Below are 18034 nucleotides of genomic sequence, written 5' to 3'. Positions count from 1 at the left end.
AATGGACTTTTTTTAATATTTGAACGAAGTGTTCAATTTGATTTTACAATCCGCCTCCAAAAAAAATTAATTACCATGATGGTTTCTATGATGGTTTCTATGATGCTTCCTTATACTTTTTTTATATACTTGCCAAAGAGGTTCAGAGTCAAATCCAATAAAATTCACAAAAGGACTATTAGCACTTTCACTGCTTTCAACAACATACTTTCCTAATTGTACATTTGACTCACCAACCACAGTAGTCGCATATTGTTTAACCGCATTTCCATCAGCTGCAGCATTTGCTTGCTTAGGCATAGCCACAAACATTACCACAACTCCTGCCAACATTAACAAACCAATCAAAAAGTTTTTCAATTTCATTATTTTATACCCCTTTTTTATCAATAAACGTAATTGGAGATATAATATCATATTTTTACCATTATGAAGCAATTCATCATATTTGCCTGCATTTGACATCATATTTGCAATAAAAAGACAGAGTAGTATTACCTGCTACTCTGTTTAATTAATCAATTATTTTTCAGTATTTGTCAATTTTATGCACATAAAAAATTCCTAATGTACTGTATTCCAAGAAACTGGGACTGAAGTCAATCCCGTGGCTACGCTTCCAGTACTTCCATGTAAGAATTCAGTCACTGGCTTGGGTGCCTTGAAATGATGCGTTTGGATGTATTGCGTAATTTGATAACTGAGTCGACCATAAATTGTTTGAACAGATTCACCCTTCTCGGCTTTATCAATTGCTTCGTCAAACATGTTAATTAACTCTGCGTCATGTTCAACTTCGGGCGTAAAACGCACTTCTTCAAGTGCATTTTTAAAAGACATAATATCTGGTGAAAATTCTGAATTCTTATCCTTCTTCTTGCCAAACATAATTATTTCCCCCTCATTATCAATGAGTGTAATCCTCTATCTATGATATTCAAAGCCATAATTTTCCTCTAAACTAAAACTGTGTAAATAGCTATATATGTAATGAAAAATATTGATAGATACTTGATCATTTGTAAATAGGTGGTTTGCTTATCCGGATGCTCAAAAAATTGTTTTAATTTTGGCCATAATATTGGCAACAAAAAACAACTAAAGATCAATGGCCATTTTGCCAAACCAAAAAGAACAACGATAATTGGAAATAATAATCCCGCAATAATCAACGTCTTAATTATTTTAAGAGCATATTTTTTACCAGTATAACTGGCCAAAGTATGGCGCCCATTGTTTAAATCTTCATGCAAATCACAAGTATTATTAGCTAACTGCAAAGCATAGAAAATGAGTGTTAAAGGCAAACATCTTATTAGAGTAGTTAATGCTAAGTTCCAGGTCAAAGGATAAGTGCCGTAAATTGTGACATAGATGCTTACTAGCATAATGAAATACGAAATAAAAAAAGATACCACTAATTCACAGATCGGTGTTGCATTCAGTGGCTTAGGACCCGCAGTGTAAAATATTCCAATGAAATATCCTACAACTCCCATTATTAGTACTGGCCAGCCGGTGCGATAAACCAAAATAATACCCGGAATCGCCGAAATAAAGTAACTAATCCACACTAAGTTTCTAACATCAGTTAAAGGTAACTTCAGACGACCAATTGGATTTATATCAGTCAAAAAATGTCGATCTTTGCCATGAAGATAATCATAGTAATTATCAGCAATATTAACTGCTAAATCAAACAGAAAAACATCTACTAAGCACAGCAAAATGTTAATCAAATTAAACATGTGATATTGTTGAAACGACATTGCCGCGCCAAAGACAAACCAAATTACATTTAATGGCGCCGTATAAATCTCTGATAGTTGATAATATACTGGCCAAGATAAAACCTTCTTCATAGTAACTTATTAATCCTCCCATTTTTTACTTACATCTTAGTCTTTTTCTAAAACAAAATATAGTTACTAATTTTGAAGATATTATCGCAAACTACTACTTTAGTTATTAATAGCTTTCATTACAACTGATGAAACTTCACCACTTTATTCTTCAATGAAATTTTTTTCACTTCAAAGCCATAAGCTGGTAATTCTTTTTTATAACGCAAAAAGGAATGATCTAAGACAACCCCCAGCCTTATTATCTTTAATATATTGCCATAATTTATTATATTTATTCATCTATTTTTCTTCCGATCCAGTAAATTTTTAGCTTGCTTTAATATTGGTAATTCACGTGCCGCAATCAATTTGCCGATTCGTGTATTTGCACAGCGGTTATATTCTCGCAAGGCTTCATCATAACTAAGCTTCAACGTTGATAAATGAAATTCATTTATCTCATCAGGCGTTAAATGTTTTTCACCAAAAGAAGTGACTTTGCAAAGATAATAATTATTAATATTATGGCGATGAATCAAATTATAGTAGTCACTAACTATACCGATTTTATGCATAATCTCAACTTCAGCACCTAATTCTTCTTTAAGCTCTCGCTTTAGCGCTGTTTCTAAATCTTCACCAGCTTCAACGCCACCACCTGAAGTTTCAATTAGCGTTGCCTTACCAAAGTCGTCATCACGTTTAGCTCTAACAAAATAATAATTTTCCTGGTCATCAAACACGATAGCTCGCACTATTTTACGATCATGATCAATATATTCTAATGGCCATTCAGTGTCTTTCAATTGGAGGTTTAATTCTTTCATAACTTTTTCTTTCTAGAAAAAAATAAAGCTCAGCCAAAGCTGAGTTTTATTTTAATTGATAATCAATGATTATTCTTCGTTCAATGATGAACGGTCGAATGAAGCATCCTTAAGTTCGTCATCGATAGTCTTGGTACCCATCCAAGAAATCATTTCCTTCATCTTGGCTGTAATTGCTTCTGCACCTGGCAATAACAACTTACGTGGGTCGTAACCCTTAGCCTTCTTGTCAAGGTCCTTTTCGTCTTCGATGTACTTACGAGTAGCTTCTTGGAATGCTAATTGGAATTCAGTGTTGATGTTGATCTTAGCAATACCAAGCTTAATAGCCTTCTTAACTTGGTCTTCAGGAATACCTGAACCACCGTGAAGTACAAGTGGAGTGTCAGGAACTGCTTCAGCAATTTCCTTAAGACGGTCGAAGTTTAAGCCCTTCCAGTCTGCTGGGTATACACCGTGGATGTTACCAATACCACAAGCAAGCTTGTCAACACCAGCTGCAACGAACTTCTTAGCATCTTCAACAGAAGCTAATTCACCGCCGCCTTGGTTTTCACCGATCTTACCAATTTCAGCTTCAACTGAAATACCACGTTCATGTGCTAACTTGATGATTTCCTTAGTCTTTTCCAAGTTTTCTTCAGTTGGAAGTGCGTGACCATCAAACATAACTGATGAGTAACCAAGAGCGATACATTCCTTAGCTGATTCAAAGTCACCGTGGTCCAAGTTTAAGATAACTGGAACTGAGATGTTCATTGAATCCATTTGGTCAGCTACCATGTCCTTAACGAACTTGTAACCACCCATGTACTTAGCAGCACCAGTTGATACTTGGATCAACAATGGAGTTCTAGTTTCTTCAGCAGCACGTAATTCTGCACGAGTCCATTCCAAGTTGTTAGTGTTGTAAGCACCTACAGCGTAATGGTTCTTACGAGCATCTTTAAAGATTTGATTACCGTTGTCAAAATAAGCCATTAAAAAATACCTCCTAAATATCTTACATGCCTATTGTACCCTAATAATTGAAATATGAACAATTTTTCACAGAATGTAAGCGTTATTTTCTTATTTTCATTGTTTTTCTCTTACATTTCTTTAGGAGCATTGACACCTAACAATCTAAGTGATTCCGTTAAAACGATTGATGTTGCTTGAACTAAGGCGAGACGAGCACCAATTTTATCGTCCTTGGTTAAAATCTTCACATTAGCATAGTACTTATTGAATTTTTTAGCTAAATCTAAGGCAAACTTAGCTATTACTGAAGGTTCAAACTTTTCGGCACTTCTAGCTACAATTCTTGGGAAATCTGCTAAATCTTTGGCTACGGCAAAAGCCCAGTCATCATCAAGAGCTAGATCAGTTTCGCTAGGATTTTCACCCATCGCAGCAGCCTTACGTAAGACGCTTTGTGCCCGAGCATTAGTGTATTGAACATAAGGACCAGTATCGCCTTCAAAACGAACAACTTCTTCCAAATCGAAGTCAAAATTATCAAGACGATCATTCTTCAAATCGTGGAAGACAACAGCACCAACACCAACATCATGAGCAACTTGATCTTGATCTGCCAAATCTGGATTCTTTTCTTGAATTTGTTTTTTAGCAAGTGAAACAGCATCCTTTAATACTTGATCGAGGAAGACAACGTTACCTTTTCTAGTAGATAACTTTTTACCGCCTTGAGTGATTAAACCAAACGGTACATGGTGAATCTCATCAGCCCAGTCATAACCCATCTTTTTCAAAACAGTCTTCAATTCAACAAAGTGTTGGGCTTGCTCGTTACCTACAACATAAAGCATCTTAACGAAGTTATATTCTTTCATTCTCCATTCAGCAGCGGCGAGGTCACGAGTTAAGTAAATTGAAGTACCATCAGATTTAACGATAATAGCAGGATTTTCACCTTCACCCATGTCAACAACTTGCGCACCACGTGATTCATGAAGAAGACCTTTTTCTTTTAATTCATCAATTACTGGTTGCATCTTATCGTTAAAGAAAGCTTCACCATTGTATGAATCAAAAGTTACGCCTAGTTCTTTATAAATTCGCTTGAAGTCTTTTAATGAAACCTCACGGAACCATTTCCATAGTTTAACTGCTTCTGGATCCCCGTCTTCAAGTTTCTTGAACCATTCACGACCTTCATTATCAAGTTCGGGATTTTTCTCAGCTTCTTGGTGGAACTTTACATAGTAGTGGAAAAGATTCATAATCGGATCTTTTTTAACGTCTTCTTCATTACCCCAGTGCTTGTAGGCAGCAATCAACTTACCAAATTGAGTACCATAGTCACCTAAGTAATTGATTTTAATAGGAGTATAGCCAACCTTCTCCATTGTCTTAGCAATTGAATTACCAATTACAGTTGAACGAAGGTGGCCCATTGACATTGGCTTAGCAATGTTAGGGCTAGACATATCAATTGGCACATTTCCTTCACCAATCTTTTGATCACCGTAATGTTCTTTTTCAGTCAAAACATCCTTCAAAGTCGATGAAACTAATTTTTCATGATCAATCGCAAAGTTAACGTAAGGACCGACTGCTTGGATATTAGCGAAATTATCACTTGATAAGTTATCCGCAATATTTTTAGCAATTTCTGCAGGATTTTTGTGCAAAGTCTTAGCCAAAATAAATGCTGGGAAAGCATAGTCTCCCATCTTAGCATTTTTAGGGCGTTCAATTAATGCAGCAATTTTTTCTTTAGGTAAATCAACTTGACTAGCAACCAAGTCAACTACTTCATTCTTAAAGTCCATCTTATTCCTCTCTTCTAAATAAAAAAGTCTCCTTCTACAAATGTAGAAAGAGACGAGTTAAAAACCCGCGGTACCACTCAGATTGATACAAAGTATCCGCTTATTTAAATTCTTGATTTTATCAGTCAAACACGCCTTCATTATCTTCTAGTATCTATCTTGCACCAACATAGACTCGCTTAAAAAGAAAATAACTACTACTTTTGACTTCTTGGCAAACATGATTATAGCAGGAAAAAACGGCTTCTGCCACTAATTTAGTTAAAAAAGCCATTCTTAAGTTGGATTAAAATCTTGAACGCTTTGAACAAAGTTTTTTACTGCAATTTTTTAAAAAACGTTGCTTAAAAAGCAACGTTCTTGTTAATTATTTTTAATGACTACCTTCGTACCATCTGGGATGTGATCCATAATCCACTTAGAATCAGGTACACTCAAACGGATACAACCATGTGAACCTTGAGTTCTTCCCAATTTGGCTGCTTCTTTTAAGTTATAGCTATAATTAGCTTTAGTTGGCACAGAGTGGAACAAGTACACGTTATCAGGACTCCAACTAGTCCAATTATTAGCTCCTTCACCTAAGTTATAATTGAAAAAGCTGTCTCCACGACCATTTTGGATCCTAAAAGTTCCAGTTGGGGTCAATGACTTGCCCTTCTTATAGATTCCACCAGTTGATAACATGGTATACAAAACCTTGCCTTTTCTTAACAAATAGGTCCGGTTTCCTTTTAATGATACCCGCAAAGTCAAATCCTTTTCATACGGCTTAATCTTAGGATATTTTTTAAGCTCACTCTTTTTCTTCCAAGTGCCTGCCTTGCGCAAGTCCTTAGGATCGCTATATGGTCGATATAAAGCACCATTATCTACTTTTTTAGCTTGTTTTTTCTTAATTTTATTTATTTTCTTAGTTTTGGCCTTAGTCTGCGTTGTAGCAGCTTCTTGTGAGACATCAGACTTAGGTGCGCATACCTTAGCTAAGCCGATAATTGCACCAAAAGCTAGAACGATACTAGTTACGCCGATAATAATGTTTTTTTTCATAAATATGTTAATCTTCTTTTTTATTAATATTTAACTCAATTATATTATGCTTTTTCGTCTTTGAAGCGTTAAAAAACATCCCTCAACTAGGGATGCATTTATTTACTATTAGAATTTTAACATGTTTATGCCAATTCTGAATACTTTTTCATCAATTTAGGCAATACTTTAGAAAGTTCCGTTGGTCGTACCACATAATTATCTTTGGCAAGCAAGTCACCTGCTAAAGAATGAAGATAGACAGCAGCTTGAACGGTTTCAACGCCTGGGCCAAATTGAGCAACCATCCCACCGATGATTCCTGCTAAAGTATCACCCATTCCACCAGTGGCCATGCCTGGATTGCCAATTGGATTAACAAAAATTTGACCAGTCCCATTATAAACATGAGTATGATTCGATTTGAGTACTAAAAGCGCATTAGTATCTGGAATCAATTGGTTTAAAGCATCAATATTGGCACTATCTGTTTGAAACGGAATACGAATTTGACTCAATCGTTGCCATTCCATTTGATGCGGCGTCAAGATTAAGTGGCCAGCATTAGTTGGCAATAAGTTCTTATCCTGACTAATTAAATCAAGAGCACTGGCATCTAAGACAACGGTTTGTTTTTCTGAAGTACATCTTCGCAAGATAACTAAAATTTGCTTAGCAAGATCACTCATGCCTAATCCTGGCCCGCAAACTACAACATCCATATTTTTGATTAAATCTGCTAACTTAGCATCGCGCCAGTTGATAAACATTGCTTCAGGCACTCGTGCATGTAGCGGTGCTAAATTCAAAGGGTGTGTTGCAACAGCAGTCAAACCTGTGCCAGCATTAATAGCGCCTTCGGTAGACATAATAATAGCGCCACCATAGTTCTCACTACCACCGATCAAAAGTACACGACCGTAATCGCCTTTATGTGTATCGCTTTCTCTTTCTTTAATTACCTTTTTCAAGATATCTTCAGAAATTTCAGTCATATTTATCTTCCTCCGAAAATCCAGCGCCAAATTCTGACAAAAAAGTTCACCTTGTTATTAGCTGACAATGCCTTAGCCTTGACGTTCATCCCATTAGGATTAGACAATGAAACAATCTTTTCATTACCAGATTTAAATTGATAATCACCAACTGTTTGATCTTTCTTAATTGGTGCTTCTACAGATTTTTTATTCAATGATGCCACTAAAGTTTTGCCATCAGCTGGATCCCAGATAGTAGTCTTGTTCTTTAGACCCAAGTTAGTTGTTGCGTTATCACCATCAGTTACCTTAATAGTTTTGGCACCATTCATTTGGCTACCAGCAGTCATTGTTACAGGACGATACTTGGTAAAAACATAATTCATTAACTTTTTAGTTTGTTCAAATCTAGCTGGATCCGTTCCGTCACGGTGACGTGCGCCCATTACTACAGTCAGTAAACGAGCACCATTGTGTTGTACAGTTCCGATAAAACAAGCCCCTGCAGCATCAGTAGTCCCCGTCTTTAAGCCATCAACTGGATAAGCTTGATCATATTGAGAAAGCCCCTTTAACATCCAGTTAAAGTTAGCCATCTTAGTTACGTGACCAGCATCTTTAAAGTTTAAGTGAGCTAAGCGTGTAGTTTCTAATACTTCTGGGAATGCCGAGATTAATTTTTGACCGACAATAGCCATATCCTTAGCTGACATCGTATTTTCAGCATTTTTATTTACACCAGGATATGCATCTTTACCCAAATTGCCATTAGGTAAACCACAAGCAGTATAAATCTTGGCATCTTCAATCCCCCACTTTTTTACTTGAGCTCGCATTTGATCGATAAATGCCTTTTGTGAGCCAGCAATTGTTTGACCAAGCAGCATAGCAGCACCATTAGCTGATTCAATTAAGGTTGCTTGATAAAGTTGTCTTATCGTATACGAATGTCCTAGTTTTAATGGTACATTCGAATATTCTGCATTATTAGCTACCTTTACTATCGGAGCCGTTGGCTTTACTTTCTGATCCCATGAAAGCTTATGATTTTTTATTGCTTGCAGAGTTAAATAAACTGTTACTAATTTAGTCATCGAAGCAATTGGCAAAGTTTTAGTCGCATTTTTGGCATACAAAATTTGACCTGAATCACTATCAATTGCAATTGCTGACTTTACATTTAGTTTAACTTGATCAGCTTGATAGCTACTAGTTGTATCTGCGCTAACTGGTATAGTTGCAAAAACTGCACCGCACGAAAAGATTGATACAGCTGCAACAGTTGTAATTGCTACACGTTTTATTTTTTTACTAAAAAACATGAAATTCCATCCTTTTGTATAATTAAAGTATTTTATGCTTACATTTTACCAAATATTTGGTATTATTATTCATGTAGCTAATAAAAATGCCCGCTTGGCGGAATTGGCAGACGCGCAGCGTTCAGGTCGCTGTTTAGGTGACTAAGTGAAGGTTCGAATCCTTTAGCGGGCATCATAATTATGTGTAAGTGTTGAGAGATCAACACTTTTTTTATTTTTTAATAATAGAATTTATAGCTCTTAATTTTATTAATCTCTGCTGTATAATACACATTGAAGGACATCAAATTTAGAAATGAGTTGATTACTATGAAAAAGAGACTTACTAAATCACAAAACAAAATTTTAGCTGGCGTTTTGGGCGGAATCGCCAATTACTTCGATCTTGACCCAGCTTGGGTAAGAATCATCGGTGCCGCCTTAATTTTATTCACTGGTATCTTCCCTGGTATTGCTTTATATATCATCGCTGCAATGGTCATGCCAGAACCTGGCCAAATTGCACCTAAAGCCGAAAAACACACTACTGATTATCAAACTGGTCGTCCTAATACAATGAACGGTGATTTTACCAAGTCAGATGATTCTAGTTCAGATTCTGACGAAAAAAAGACGACAACCAAGAATAAATGAATGCTATAATGTAGGTCCTTGGCAGGGGCACAAAGTTGATTTCTTCGGGAATCAACTTTTTTCTCTCGCTTTCATGAAATCGCTTCCATTTCACTAGATTATGTGCTACAGTAAAAGCGTAAAGAATAAACGTGATTAGAAAAGATAAATCTCAATATTTATCTCTAAGATGAGGAGATGGAGAATCATGATTGCTTCTATCGGTATTACATTCTTAGCACTTGAACTAATCGGGGTCTTTGTTTTAACGGCGATTACGCCTGACTAATTCTTAAATTTTAAGTAGCACTCCTAAAATTATTAGTAATGGATTGGCACGCAGGATCCAACGCACTAAAAAAGCCACTATAGATCATAATTTTGATCTGTAGTGACTTTTATTTTTAGTCATGGATGTGAAATTTTACTAAAATACTTTCAATTTTGCTACCAAGAATCTTTTGTGCTAAATCTGTCTTCAAGGTGACGAAACCATAAAAGATCACGCCCACTCCCACAGAAAAGATTACCAGGGATAATGCCGGAATTCTTCGCTCTGGACTCAAGAACTTACCTAAGCCTATTTCGACTAATTTTACAATCAGGAACATCCCGATTGAAAATGCGGTAACTCCCATTAGCCTACGACTAGTTCGATTCAAATTGAAATTATATTGAACTTCCAAATGCTTCAGTGATAGGAATACAATGACCAACAAACCCAAGTTAGTCGCAACTAGCGGACCGTAGATCTTGAATAAAAAGATCATCGGATATTGTAAAATTCCCTTCAGAATCAAGCCTAAGATCAAATATTTAATCGCTAAGCCATTTTCTGATAAACCCTGCAAAATTGCCATTAATACCGTAAACAAACCTAAGCTAATCGCCGTAAATGCAGATATATATAAGACATTGCTGCCTAATGGATCTGGTCCGTAAAAAATCGTGTACATTGGTTTACTAATTGCCGCCATCCCAAAGGCAGCTGGAATCATGACAAACAAGAACAAGTCCATCGTATTGGCAATCTGACTTGAAATACTCTTGTAGTCTCCTCTAGTATGCGCAGCCGATAGTAACGGAATAGCTGTTACCGCCATAGCACTAGCTAATGAGACGATGATCATAATTAATTTATTGGCATTCAAGCCAAATAAAGCGTACCAATCTTCGATTGTATCTGAGCTTGCATGAACTAAGCTAGCAATCATAGGGTGGAATGTGTATTGATCAACCAATGAGAACAAGGTAATTCCCGAATCAATAATGATAAATGGAATTGCTTGAGCAATAATTTCACCAAATAAATCAGTGGTTGAAACTCGCAAACGATTATTTGAATGGGCCACCAAGTAGTCCAGTCGCTCTCTTCTGGAAAGCAAAAACCAAACTAGCAATCCAATTCCAAAAAGTGCCCCAACAGCGGCAGCCAAATTAGATTGAATAACTGCATGAACGTAGGAACCGTGCTGCATTTGCATAATCACAAATGCGGTTAACAGCATCCAAACTACCCGCGCAAACTGCTCCACAAATTGTGACATCGCACTCGGCATCATGTCGGCATATCCCTGGAAGTAACCCCGCATGATACTTAAGATCGGAATAATTAAAATCGCATAAGACAAGCTCCGCATAACCGCAACTTGCCTCGGATCACTCTGACTACCATTAGACGCTAGTAGCGGCGAAGCAAAATACATAATTGCCGCCGAGACGATGCCTAAAATAGTCATCAAAATTAAACCTTTACGGAATAATTTTCGTCCAATGCCGTATTCATTTAAGGCATTATATTTGGCAACCTGCTTAGCAATCGCTCCTGGAATTCCTGCCGTTGAAATTAGAATAAAAATCGTGTAGATATTATAACTTCGTGCAGTTAAGGCATTTGCAATATTTCCGTAGGGTCCCATCCAGGCATACCACGGAATAATATACAAAGCACCCAAAATTCTTGAGGCAATCGAGCCAAAGGTCATCCAAGCAGACCCTTTTAGAAAAGTATTTTGTGTATCTTTGCTATTTAAGTTGTTTTCTTCTTCCATGAAATTTTTCCCAATATAAGTATTAACTAATTAATTGTCACGCAATTTGAACAATAAAGTAAAGTTCTACTGTTCTTTTAGGAAAAATTTAACTTATTTAGCAACGATATTAACGATCTTGTTTGGAACAACAATAACTTTTTTGACGTCTTTACCTTCTAAGAACTTCTTGACGTGTTCGATTTCCATTGCTTGTTTTTGGAGATCATCACGATCTGCATCCTTAGGAGCTTGGAACTTACCACGAAGCTTACCATTAACTTGAACCATAATTTCAACAGTTGATTCAACTAATTTAGCTGGATCGTAAGTTGGCCACTTAGCGTAAGTAATTGATTCATCATGACCAAAGACTTGCCAGATTTCTTCCATCATATGTGGAGCCACTGGAGCCAAAAGCTTAACAAAGCCTTCTGCGTATTCCCGTGGAATGGTCTTAGCCTTTTGAGCAGCATTCATGAAGACCATCATTTGACTAATTGCAGTGTTAAAGTGTAATGATTCAAAGTCTTCAGTTACCTTCTTGACTGTTTCTGCATAAACCTTGTCAAGTTCACCATCATTCTTATCAACGATTCTTTCTTGTGGAATGGCCTTCAAGTCAAGATCGTTTACAAAGAGGCGCCACACACGGTCCAAGAACTTCTTAGTTGAAGCAGGACCATTGTCATCCCAGTCAATTGATGCATCAAGTGGACCCATGAACATTTCGTACATTCTAAGTGAATCTGCACCATATTCATCGATCACCTCATCAGGGTTAACTACATTACCCTTAGACTTAGACATCTTTTCGTGATTCTTCAAGATTAAGCCCTGGTTGTAAAGCTTCTGGAATGGTTCCTTAGTTGGCACAACACCCAAATCGTAAAGAACCTTGTGCCAGAATCTTGCATAAAGAAGGTGACGCACAGCGTGTTCCGCACCACCGATGTAAAGATCAACTGGAAGCCACTTTTTAAGCAAATCGTAGTCAGCTAATTCCTTATCATTATGTGGATCAACGTAACGCAAGTAGTACCAGCTAGAACCAGCCCAGTTAGGCATCGTGTTGGTTTCACGCTTACCTTTTCTACCGTTTTCGTCAACAACATTTACCCAGTCAGTCAAGTTAGCAAGTGGACTTTCCGGGGTACCAGATGGCTTAATGTCAGTTGCATGTGGCAAGCGAAGTGGTAATTGATCTTCCGGAACTAATGAAGTGGTTCCATCTTCCCAGTGAATAACTGGAATTGGTTCACCCCAGTAACGTTGACGGCTGAAGTCCCAGTCACGCAATTTGTAGTTGACCTTCTTCTTACCGCAGTTATGGTCTTCAAGCCATTCAATCATGCGCTTTTTAGCTTCTTCATTGTCTAAGCCATCTAAAAATTCTGAGTTAATGTGCTTGCCATTGCCAGTGAAAGCTTCCTTTTCAATATTGCCACCTTCAATAACTGGATTGATTGGCAAACCAAACTTAGTTGCAAAAGCGTAATCACGATCATCATGGGCTGGAACAGCCATTACAGCACCAGTGCCGTAACTTGCTAAAACGTAGTCAGAAATCCAAATTGGAACTTCTTTACCATTTACTGGGTTAATTGCATAAGCCCCAGTGAAGACACCAGTTTTATCCTTATTAAGATCAGTTCTTTCAAGATCAGACTTAGATTCAATTTTCTTAATGTAAGCATCAACTGCTTCTTTTTGTTCAGGTGTGGTAATTTCTTGAACAAGCTTGCTTTCTGGTGCAAGAACTGTATAGCTAACACCAAATAAAGTATCAGGACGAGTAGTAAAGACATCAAAAGTCTTGTCGCTGTCTTTTACCTTGAAAGTAACTTGCGCACCTTCAGAACGACCGATCCAGTTACGCTGCATTTCCTTAACTGGTTCTGGCCAATCCAAATCATCAAGGTCTTCTAATAAGCGATCGGCATATGCAGTCATCTTAAGCATCCATTGACGCATATTCTTACGATATACTGGGTAGCCACCACGTTCAGTTTTACCATCGATAACTTCTTCATTAGCCACAACAGTACCTAAGTCTGGTGACCAGTTAACAGGAACTTCAGCTTCATATGCCAAGCCCTTTTTATACATTTGTTCAAAAACCCATTGCGTCCACTTGTAGTAATTTGGATCTGAAGTGGTTACTTCACGGTCCCAATCATATGAGAAGCCCAACTTGTTCAATTGACGCTTAAAGTTAGCAATGTTGTTCTTAGTAACAACTTCTGGATCTTCACCAGTCTTCAATGCATATTGTTCAGTTGGTAAACCAAATGCATCCCAGCCCATTGGGTGAAGCACATTATAGCCTTGTGCACGCTTCATTCTTGAAACGATATCAGTTGCAGTATATCCTTCTGGGTGACCTACGTGAAGTCCCTTACCAGATGGGAATGGGAACATATCCAATGCATAATAATTCTTCTTATCAGGGTCAGTGCCTGTCTTAAAAGTATCATGCTTTGCCCAATAATCTTGCCATTTCTTTTCAACTACTTTGTGGTTATACAAAATAATTCTCCTTTACTATTAAAAAACGCCCTATGAAAAAATCATAGGACGAATCATCGCGGTACCACCTAAGTTTCACAATTTGTGACACTTAATTGCTCCTTAACGCGGATGGCAACGCTAGGTTTCCTCAACACGAGACGAGTTCACAATCCTATTTTAAGACTTCACAGCAGCCAGCCTCTCTCTGAAAAAATATTCTTGTTACTACTTCTCGACCTTTATTTTCTTATAGATAATGATTATAATTTACCACAAATGCTAAAAAATACAAGAGGGGAGTACTTTTTTGATTAATACGAAACGACCACCTAAGGACACCTTAATACCTGGTATCTGCTTCGTGGTTATTTATGCTGTCTGGGCCGCACTGGTTTCATCCGGCTCACAATTTATTCACAATTTTGATAATGCTGTGATCAACATTGTTTGCAACAATAATCCAGCTAATGTCGCTTTTGCTAAAGATTTTACTAATCTCGGCAATACAAGCGTGATCACAATTGAAACAATCATTGTTTTCATAGTTTTACTGGTCTTTAAGCAATATGCATACGCTTGGTTTACCGCTGGTGTCATGATCTGTGCTAATGGCTATAATTGGATTATCAAACACGCAGTAATGCGGCAGCGTCCAACGGTCAAGCACTTAGTTTATGCGGATGGTTATAGTTTTCCATCGGGGCACTCAGTTGGTAGCGCGGCGCTATTTGGTGTTTTGATTATCCTAACCATTCTTTTAGTGAGAAGCAAATTCTGGAAGACTTTATTGATTATTATTTGGGCTTTATTCCCACTGATGATTGGTTACACCAGAATTTTCGTCCACGTGCACTATCCATCTGATGTATTCGGCGGTTGGATTGAAGGAATTACCTTTGTACTGCTTGGTTATTCCTTCCTCTATCACTTCTACATTGAGCCGAAGATGATCGACATGAAACGAAAACAATAGAAATCAAAGCAATTTAAAAGGCATCGCATGATGCCTTTTTCTTTATCCTATTTTTGCTTGTAAATGCGTCTTTTGAAAAATTGAAATTAGGTTTTCTAACGCTGGCGACTTTTCCCCGCTTTTGCTAGCAATGAAAAAGACAACATCCATTAACTTTCGATCTAGTGGCAACAAGTTAATTGGCGTTTGTTCCATTCTTCTGATAATACTTGCCGAAGAAATGGTAATACCCACGCCGTGAATTGCCAAGTTAGTTGCAGTAATAATACTATTAGACTCCATCACAATATTTTTTTCGAGTCTTAATCTCTGAAATAAGCCATTAACTTGATGCCGGATAGCTGAACCAGGTGAACTCAACACTAAAGGCTCCTGCAGTACCTCTTTTAGATCAAGTTCATCCGAATTTAAGATAAACTTTCCTGCTTGGTAATATGGTGAGGCTGGCGAAATCACTACATAATAGCGTTCCTCGCCACCCGCAACCACATCTAAACTCGAGTCAAGTGCTTCTGGCGTCTGACCAATATAACAATCCAGCTCGCCATTAAGCAGTCTTCTTTCATTTTCTCTGGGGAAATTTTCAAATAGCTGAATCTTGACGTTGGGGTTTTCTTGCAAAAATTGCGGCAAAATTTCTGGCAATAAATATGTACCTAAGCTCTCCAAAATGCCGATTTTAATTATCTGTTGGTCAGGATGAGTATATGCCTCCAGCTTGCGCCCTAATTGCTGCTTATTATATGAAACATTCTCCAAATATTGATAGTAAATTAGACCTGCAGGAGTTAACGTATAGGGTCTCTCATCTCGGTTGATGATCTTAGTGCCTAATTTTTTCTCAATTCGTCCAATTAGCTGCGTTAAATAAGGCTGGGAAATATATAATTCTTTAGCTGCTCTGGTAAAGTTACTCTCTTTTAGCAGAACATCTAAAAAATGTTGTAATTCTTCAGGATTATTCATGATCAAGCCCCCGTTATCTAAAAAATGATAGCTTCACAGCTATCATTATATCTTATCGACTAGGCGTTTTTCACAAAGTCTGCTAGTTCTTCTTCAGAAAATTCATTGCCATAATCTTGTTCTAATTCTTGCAAAATTTGCTTGGGACTGCACTTCATCCTTCTAAGCATATTAATCGTTTTATGGATTGCTGCAACAGTTGCCTCATGCATGCCTTCTTCCATGCCAAGCTGCTTTGCTGCTTCTGCTACTTCTTCTGTGTTCATGACGTGTTGCCTCCATTCTTCGGTTCTACGATAATTGTTCATCGACTTTTTAATTCGACTAACGAGTTTTCCATTTGAAGTTGGCTTGCCTTCAATCATGCGATAAAGGTCATCAAGCTCAGGTCTGATCTCGCCTTTTGTTCCCTTTGTGTTTAAATATATTAACGCAGAATCGTCATTTAATTCAACTGATGGGTCTTCCTTAGCAGTATAAACAAAAGTATATCGCTTCAAGCCTTTTCCTTTGGGATCAAACGGCAGAATAAAAATTACATATGCAGCGTGCAGCTCGCCATATTCTTGTTTTCGTCGTAAAAAGCCATCTTCCATCATCTTGAACAGGTATTGCCTGGCTCGTTTATCCATGTCTGCTTTATGCGCGACCTGCATTTCCACATTGTAACGCCTGCCTCTGCTATCCGTAATCAGGACATCAAGAATCGAAACTTTATCTTCTTGGTGTGGCATAAAATGGCGCAACTTCACACTTTAGTCCTAATACATTCATTACTACAATCATGATAGAATTAAAACAGTACTAAAAAACCATACTCCGATAGAATATCGAAATATGGTTTTAAATAAAGCAGTTCAATAATATGTCCCAAATTTGGGGGTTCATATCAAATCAAACTGAAGTGATTTTTTATTCTCTTTTATTTTCAATTTTAGTGATAGAAGTCAAATTGACCAATCGCCATTGTTTCTTTAATACCACCAGTTTCAAGAACCGACTTATCAATGGTAATCTTCTTAAGAGTTGCTGCAAAGTATCCTTTAAAAGCATGCCCCATTGCCAATCCTGCGGCTTCTGAATTACCCAAGTTAACTACTACACCTAAGTCATGGTAAGCATATTTATCCGGTCTAGTTTGACCCATAATTCTGCTCTTAATATCTTTTGCAGCGTAGTTAGCCATTGAAAGAGCCAATTGACCAGTGTTAGGATATGGCCATTTCTTACCAGGAACCATGACGCTTGAAACATCGCCTAAGACGTAGATATCATCACTTTCTGGCGCGGTTAAATGATCACCAACCATGACCCGACCACGACGGTTCTTAAATCCAGATGCCTCAATTACTGGACTGCCACTAAAGCCCATCATCCAGATTCTAGTACCTGCCTTAATTTCTTGCAGCTCAGCATTGTCTTTTTCATTAGCCATTTTATACAAAACCGAGGTAGAGGTTACTTCATTAACATAAGCTGGCTTAATAATTTCGACTTTATTTTTCTTAATTGTGTTTAAAGCGTAATCAAGCAATTTACCTTGGAACATTGGCAAAAGACGTGGCGAACCATCAATCATTCTGATGGTAATTTCATCTGGTTGGGCGCCAGCCATTTGAGCTAGTTCTGGGCGAACCTTGGCAATGGCATTTCCTAATTCAATTGCTTGAAAACCTGCCCCACAAATTACTACTGACAGGTGTTTAGAATCATGGTCTTGGCGATAAGCTTTCATTTCGGCATAAAGGTGGTCGCGAATAGCTTCAGCTTGTTTTACATTGCTCATTGGCAAAGCATTTTCGGTTGCACCTTTAATGCCCATATTGCTCAAGGTAAAGCCTAAGCCAACAACACAATAGTCATATTTAAGTGGAGCATGATCCTTTAACTCAACTGTTTTATCAGCAATATTAACTTTTTCAACTTCATCCGTAATCACAGTAGTCATCTTCGGATTAATTACATCATTAATTTCATATGACATCCCAGTGTAGGGAATTTCGCCAGTAGCCACTTCATATAAGCGAATTGTTTCGTAGTGGTATGGATTACGGTCAACTAAGATAATCTTAACTTGTTCACGCAACTTCTTTTGCAAAGCGACAACTGTTTTCAAGCCGGCAAAACCAGCACCTAAAACTACAACTGTTTTCATAATTTTCAACC

17 protein-coding genes and 1 tRNA gene are annotated in these 18034 nt (G+C 37.5%); 4 read left to right on the top strand and 14 right to left on the bottom strand.

What is annotated here, in order from left to right; all coding sequences use genetic code 11:
* Nucleotides 1-66 precede the first annotated feature (66 nt).
* The 9 genes from CP363_RS08560 to CP363_RS08520 all read right to left on the bottom strand — a co-directional run bounded on the left by CP363_RS08560 (nt 67) and on the right by CP363_RS08520 (nt 8776).
* On the bottom strand, nt 67-366 hold the full coding sequence (locus tag CP363_RS08560) for a hypothetical protein (protein WP_098036138.1): 300 nt from the start codon (nt 364-366) through the stop codon (nt 67-69).
* A 198-nt stretch (nt 367-564) separates the two neighbouring features.
* The gene (locus CP363_RS08555; RefSeq protein ID WP_060462445.1) at nt 565-888 is read right to left on the bottom strand and encodes a bacteriocin immunity protein; all 324 of its coding nucleotides are present in this window, start codon (nt 886-888) and stop codon (nt 565-567) included.
* Between the two features lie 68 nt (nt 889-956).
* A complete protein-coding gene (locus tag CP363_RS08550) occupies nt 957-1862 on the bottom strand; it encodes a prenyltransferase (protein ID WP_098036136.1) in 906 nt (301 codons plus the stop codon).
* 278 nt (nt 1863-2140) lie between these two features.
* On the bottom strand, nt 2141-2671 hold the full coding sequence (locus CP363_RS08545) for an NUDIX domain-containing protein (RefSeq protein WP_098036135.1): 531 nt from the start codon (nt 2669-2671) through the stop codon (nt 2141-2143).
* A gap of 69 nt (nt 2672-2740) precedes the next feature.
* Nucleotides 2741-3652, bottom strand: a complete 912-nt coding sequence (locus CP363_RS08540; protein ID WP_023488638.1) for a ketose-bisphosphate aldolase — start codon at nt 3650-3652, stop codon at nt 2741-2743.
* 110 nt (nt 3653-3762) lie between these two features.
* The gene (argS, locus tag CP363_RS08535; protein WP_005720808.1) at nt 3763-5448 is read right to left on the bottom strand and encodes an arginine--tRNA ligase; all 1686 of its coding nucleotides are present in this window, start codon (nt 5446-5448) and stop codon (nt 3763-3765) included.
* Nucleotides 5449-5811: 363 nt separating this feature from the next.
* Nucleotides 5812-6498, bottom strand: a complete 687-nt coding sequence (locus CP363_RS08530) for a L,D-transpeptidase (RefSeq protein WP_005725667.1) — start codon at nt 6496-6498, stop codon at nt 5812-5814.
* Between the two features lie 125 nt (nt 6499-6623).
* Nucleotides 6624-7472 (bottom strand): NAD(P)H-hydrate dehydratase, encoded by an 849-nt coding sequence (locus CP363_RS08525; RefSeq protein ID WP_005725666.1) that lies wholly within the window; start codon nt 7470-7472, stop codon nt 6624-6626.
* A 2-nt stretch (nt 7473-7474) separates the two neighbouring features.
* Entirely contained in the window at nt 7475-8776 is a 1302-nt protein-coding gene (locus CP363_RS08520) for a serine hydrolase (protein ID WP_098036134.1), read from the bottom strand.
* Nucleotides 8777-8864: 88 nt separating this feature from the next.
* Here CP363_RS08520 and CP363_RS08515 point away from each other — a divergent pair.
* Nucleotides 8865-8948, top strand: a tRNA-Leu gene (locus tag CP363_RS08515).
* Nucleotides 8949-9085: 137 nt separating this feature from the next.
* Nucleotides 9086-9409 carry a PspC domain-containing protein gene (locus CP363_RS08510; protein WP_165518650.1) on the top strand — a complete coding sequence of 108 codons (324 nt, stop codon included), beginning with the start codon at nt 9086-9088 and terminating at the stop codon, nt 9407-9409.
* Between the two features lie 383 nt (nt 9410-9792).
* Here the strand turns inward: CP363_RS08510 and CP363_RS08505 are convergent, their stop codons facing one another.
* Nucleotides 9793-11439: a polysaccharide biosynthesis protein gene (locus CP363_RS08505; protein ID WP_013086774.1), complete on the bottom strand. Its 1647-nt coding sequence runs from the start codon at nt 11437-11439 to the stop codon at nt 9793-9795.
* 93 nt (nt 11440-11532) lie between these two features.
* On the bottom strand, nt 11533-13947 hold the full coding sequence (leuS, locus tag CP363_RS08500) for a leucine--tRNA ligase (RefSeq protein WP_065989718.1): 2415 nt from the start codon (nt 13945-13947) through the stop codon (nt 11533-11535).
* A 289-nt stretch (nt 13948-14236) separates the two neighbouring features.
* Between leuS and CP363_RS08495 the strand changes: the two genes are divergently transcribed.
* Nucleotides 14237-14902, top strand: coding sequence for a phosphatase PAP2 family protein (locus tag CP363_RS08495; protein ID WP_065989720.1), 666 nt, complete (start codon nt 14237-14239; stop codon nt 14900-14902).
* Nucleotides 14903-14944: 42 nt separating this feature from the next.
* Here CP363_RS08495 and CP363_RS08490 read toward each other — a convergent pair whose 3' ends face one another.
* A complete protein-coding gene (locus tag CP363_RS08490) occupies nt 14945-15868 on the bottom strand; it encodes a LysR family transcriptional regulator (RefSeq protein ID WP_098036133.1) in 924 nt (307 codons plus the stop codon).
* A gap of 59 nt (nt 15869-15927) precedes the next feature.
* A complete protein-coding gene (locus CP363_RS08485) occupies nt 15928-16602 on the bottom strand; it encodes an Rpn family recombination-promoting nuclease/putative transposase (protein WP_089143092.1) in 675 nt (224 codons plus the stop codon).
* Nucleotides 16603-16636: 34 nt separating this feature from the next.
* Between CP363_RS08485 and CP363_RS08480 the strand changes: the two genes are divergently transcribed.
* Nucleotides 16637-16732: an IS3 family transposase gene (locus CP363_RS08480; RefSeq protein ID WP_216786119.1), complete on the top strand. Its 96-nt coding sequence runs from the start codon at nt 16637-16639 to the stop codon at nt 16730-16732.
* Between the two features lie 70 nt (nt 16733-16802).
* On the opposite strand, the gene CP363_RS08475 is transcribed toward CP363_RS08480, so the two are convergent.
* A complete protein-coding gene (locus CP363_RS08475; RefSeq protein ID WP_005723530.1) occupies nt 16803-18023 on the bottom strand; it encodes an NAD(P)/FAD-dependent oxidoreductase in 1221 nt (406 codons plus the stop codon).
* Nucleotides 18024-18034: the final 11 nt, after the last annotated feature.

Source organism: Lactobacillus sp. UMNPBX12 (assembly GCF_002553955.1).
GTDB lineage: Bacteria > Bacillota > Bacilli > Lactobacillales > Lactobacillaceae > Lactobacillus > Lactobacillus crispatus.
This window is presented reverse-complemented; position numbering and strand designations above follow the sequence as displayed.

Coding starts and splice junctions, on each gene's coding strand:
- CP363_RS08490 (WP_098036133.1), bottom strand. CDS start 15,868: ATGAATAATCCTGAAGAATTACAACATTTTTTAGATGTTCTGCTAAAA.
- CP363_RS08475 (WP_005723530.1), bottom strand. CDS start 18,023: ATGAAAACAGTTGTAGTTTTAGGTGCTGGTTTTGCCGGCTTGAAAACA.
- CP363_RS08550 (WP_098036136.1), bottom strand. CDS start 1,862: ATGAAGAAGGTTTTATCTTGGCCAGTATATTATCAACTATCAGAGATT.
- CP363_RS08510 (WP_165518650.1), top strand. CDS start 9,086: ATGAAAAAGAGACTTACTAAATCACAAAACAAAATTTTAGCTGGCGTT.
- CP363_RS08540 (WP_023488638.1), bottom strand. CDS start 3,652: ATGGCTTATTTTGACAACGGTAATCAAATCTTTAAAGATGCTCGTAAG.
- CP363_RS08520 (WP_098036134.1), bottom strand. CDS start 8,776: ATGTTTTTTAGTAAAAAAATAAAACGTGTAGCAATTACAACTGTTGCA.
- CP363_RS08485 (WP_089143092.1), bottom strand. CDS start 16,602: ATGCCACACCAAGAAGATAAAGTTTCGATTCTTGATGTCCTGATTACG.
- CP363_RS08555 (WP_060462445.1), bottom strand. CDS start 888: ATGTTTGGCAAGAAGAAGGATAAGAATTCAGAATTTTCACCAGATATT.
- CP363_RS08525 (WP_005725666.1), bottom strand. CDS start 7,472: ATGACTGAAATTTCTGAAGATATCTTGAAAAAGGTAATTAAAGAAAGA.
- CP363_RS08530 (WP_005725667.1), bottom strand. CDS start 6,498: ATGAAAAAAAACATTATTATCGGCGTAACTAGTATCGTTCTAGCTTTT.
- CP363_RS08505 (WP_013086774.1), bottom strand. CDS start 11,439: ATGGAAGAAGAAAACAACTTAAATAGCAAAGATACACAAAATACTTTT.
- argS (WP_005720808.1), bottom strand. CDS start 5,448: ATGGACTTTAAGAATGAAGTAGTTGACTTGGTTGCTAGTCAAGTTGAT.
- CP363_RS08560 (WP_098036138.1), bottom strand. CDS start 366: ATGAAATTGAAAAACTTTTTGATTGGTTTGTTAATGTTGGCAGGAGTT.
- CP363_RS08545 (WP_098036135.1), bottom strand. CDS start 2,671: ATGAAAGAATTAAACCTCCAATTGAAAGACACTGAATGGCCATTAGAA.